This window comes from Terrisporobacter muris (genome assembly GCF_024621905.1).
GTDB lineage: Bacteria > Bacillota > Clostridia > Peptostreptococcales > Peptostreptococcaceae > Terrisporobacter > Terrisporobacter muris.
This window is the reverse complement of record NZ_JANKBY010000400.1, coordinates 1-2,815: the sequence shown is the minus strand read 5'-3', so window position 1 is coordinate 2,815 and position 2,815 is coordinate 1. Positions and strand designations below refer to the sequence as shown.

Genomic DNA, 2,815 nt, shown 5'->3' with positions numbered 1-2,815 from the left:
AAGTAGTGTGGATAAAGAGGTGTTAAAATGAATATGCAAAAATATAATCAAGAAAATCCTCAACTAGTTAATTCTATTGTTTGTGCTATAGATATATTAGGATTTTCGCAGATGATAGTTGATTCTTGTAATAATGGTAGTGGAAGTCAATTACTTAGGGAGATTAATTATCTTATAAATAAAAATAAACAATGTATCATTCCTAATAAATACAGTCAAGGTAAAATAAAAATCTATACTGACAATATGATTGTTGGATACCCAATTAAAGATGATGGTGAAGAGGAATTAGATGAAATATTAGATAATGTATCAGAGTATCAGTTCAACTTATCATTGGAAGGTCTTTTTGTTAGAGGTGGAGTAAGTGTAGGTGATTTTTACATAAATGAAGATATTGTTTTTGGTCCAGCTCTTTTGGATGCACATAATACTGAAAGTAAATTAGCCTGCTATCCAAGAATAATATTAGATGATAAAACAGTAACAAGACTACAAAAATATATAAATTATTATGATATAGCTCCACAACATAATAAAATACTTATAGATAATGATGGTCAATGGTTCTTAAATTATTTAAATACTATTTTTAAATATTATACTGAGTGCAATAATGAATATGAATTTGAGAGAATTCAATTGGAGTTACTGCTTAGACATAAAGAAAAAATAGAAGAAATGTTAGAAATACATAAGACAAATATAAGAGTATGGGATAAGTATGTTTGGACTGCAAATTACCATAACTATTTTTGTGATTTGAATTTTCCAGATAAAAAACAATTAAAGATATCTAGAAAAACTTTACTTTCTTGGCCAAGACAAATTTCAAATAATGATTTTTAAGTTAAATATATAATAAAAAACTCCGTCTCAAAATAAAGTGGATCCTATACAGTGGACACGAGAAAAAAACGTGTCTACTTGTATAGGATTTATTTTTATGTAAAATAGTTATAAATGAGTTGAATTATTATGAGTAAAAAATATTTTCAAGTGAAGAAATTAAGAAATTATCTATAAATAAATATGTTAAGAACATAACTGAAAAAGGAATTACATATACTAATGAATTTAAATTACATTTTATTGATGAATATGAAATAGGGAAAACACCTAGACAGATATTTGAAGATGCTGGATTTGATATTGATATAGTTGGAATTGAACGTGTTAAATCCTCTAGTCGTAGATGGCGAAAATCATATAGTGATAAAGGTGTTCTTGGTTTAGATGATACAAGAACATTAAATTCGTGTAGAACTCTTAATCGTGAATTAACATTAGAAGAAATTTTAGCAAAAAAAGATACTGAAATTGAATATTTAAAAGCGGAGCTTGAACTTGTAAAAAAGTTAGAAGTGAACGAAAGGCAGGTGAGAGATAATAAATTAAAGCCATCTAAAGTTTTTGAATTGATATATAATTTGATTTCTAAGTTTAATTTAAAAGAAATGACCAAACAACTATGCAAAATTTCAAATGTTTCCACTTCAGGATTTCATAAATTTCTAAATACACAGACCTACAGAAATACTAAGGAAGATAACGATTTAAAGTCAAGAGATATTATTTTAAAAGCGTTTAATCATCGTGGATATAAGAAAGGATCTAGATCTATAAAAATGACATTAGAAAATGAATTTGGAGTAATAATGAATAGAAAGAAAATCCAAAGAATAATGCGCAAATATAATATTATTTGTCCAATACGTAAATCTAATCCTTATAAACGTATAGCTAAGGCAACTAAAGAGCATAGGGTTGTTCTAAATAAATTAAATAGAGAATTCAAGTAAAATATACCACGGAAATTATTGTTAATAGATATCACGTATATGCCTTATGGCAATGGAAAAATGGCATATTTATCTACGATAAAAGATTCATCAACTAATGAAATATTATCACATTATTTATCAAAAAGTTTAGCTATAAAAATTGCTACTAAAACTATTGATATATTACTACTTTCTTGATACCACTTATAAACCTCATTCAATTTATCATTCATATCAGCATAATTTAATATAAGTTGTTCTAAAGCCTTGTTATTTACTTGATCTCACCGTACTACTATTTTACTACTTTCTTGTTTTTGTGTATTTGTGGTGATTATTTCTTTATCTTTTGGCTTAACTATTTCAATAGTATTTTCATACTGATTACTTCCCTTATTTAATTCATATCCCACTTTTTTAAATCTATTTGATACAGTTTTTCTCGAACTAATTATATTTTCATTATCTAATTTTGATAAGCTATATCCTTCTTTAAGTTTTTTATTTACAAATGCTATTTGATCCATAATATCTAGTTTATTAAATATATCCTTATCCATTTTATCACCTCAAATAAATTATAAACTACTTTTTTATTACTTTTGTAGTAATTAATATATAGATCTACTTTTATGTAAATCCTTATCTCTCACCCTTTGTAAAATTTGACACTTTATCTTTAAACTTGTTATCTGATATATCTGGTATTTCCATATCCCCCTCAAATCCAGATGTATCTTCCTTAGAATATTCATGTAATTCGTATTCATACTCAAAATCTTTTAATGATTTTTAACTTTATCCATAGAAATTTATTTAAATGGTTTATTTATCAATTCACCAAAATAATCTTCTAGACTAACATCTCCTTTTGCTGTGCATCCAGTCACAGACATTATAATTACCAACCCCATAATTATAATTTTTTCATCTTCTGTCCCACTCGTCTTTTGCTTACCATATTTTAGCTATAAATTATCTTATCATATTGCTCAAATATAATATATATTGCCAAAGTATAATTCAAAATA

Annotated in this window: 3 protein-coding genes and 1 pseudogene; 3 read left to right on the top strand and 1 reads right to left on the bottom strand. The window is 25.7% G+C overall.

What is annotated here, in order from left to right; all coding sequences use genetic code 11:
• Positions 1–27: 27 nt before the first annotated feature.
• The 3 genes and pseudogenes from NSA58_RS18370 (at position 28) to NSA58_RS18365 (ending at position 1,802) form a co-directional block, all read left to right on the top strand.
• Complete coding sequence (locus tag NSA58_RS18370) at positions 28–849, top strand: hypothetical protein (protein ID WP_039679182.1); 822 nt, start codon at positions 28–30, stop codon at positions 847–849.
• Positions 850–989: 140 nt separating this feature from the next.
• Positions 990–1,334: pseudogene (locus tag NSA58_RS21070) on the top strand (HTH domain-containing protein); the annotation flags it as partial.
• A gap of 30 nt (positions 1,335–1,364) precedes the next feature.
• The gene (locus NSA58_RS18365) at positions 1,365–1,802 is read left to right on the top strand and encodes an IS3 family transposase (protein WP_257560808.1); all 438 of its coding nucleotides are present in this window, start codon (positions 1,365–1,367) and stop codon (positions 1,800–1,802) included.
• A 266-nt stretch (positions 1,803–2,068) separates the two neighbouring features.
• Here the strand turns inward: NSA58_RS18365 and NSA58_RS18360 are convergent, their stop codons facing one another.
• Positions 2,069–2,344 (bottom strand): hypothetical protein, encoded by a 276-nt coding sequence (locus NSA58_RS18360; protein WP_039678653.1) that lies wholly within the window; start codon positions 2,342–2,344, stop codon positions 2,069–2,071.
• Positions 2,345–2,815: the final 471 nt, after the last annotated feature.

Coding starts and splice junctions, on each gene's coding strand:
- NSA58_RS18370 (WP_039679182.1), top strand. CDS start 28: ATGAATATGCAAAAATATAATCAAGAAAATCCTCAACTAGTTAATTCT.
- NSA58_RS18360 (WP_039678653.1), bottom strand. CDS start 2,344: ATGGATAAGGATATATTTAATAAACTAGATATTATGGATCAAATAGCA.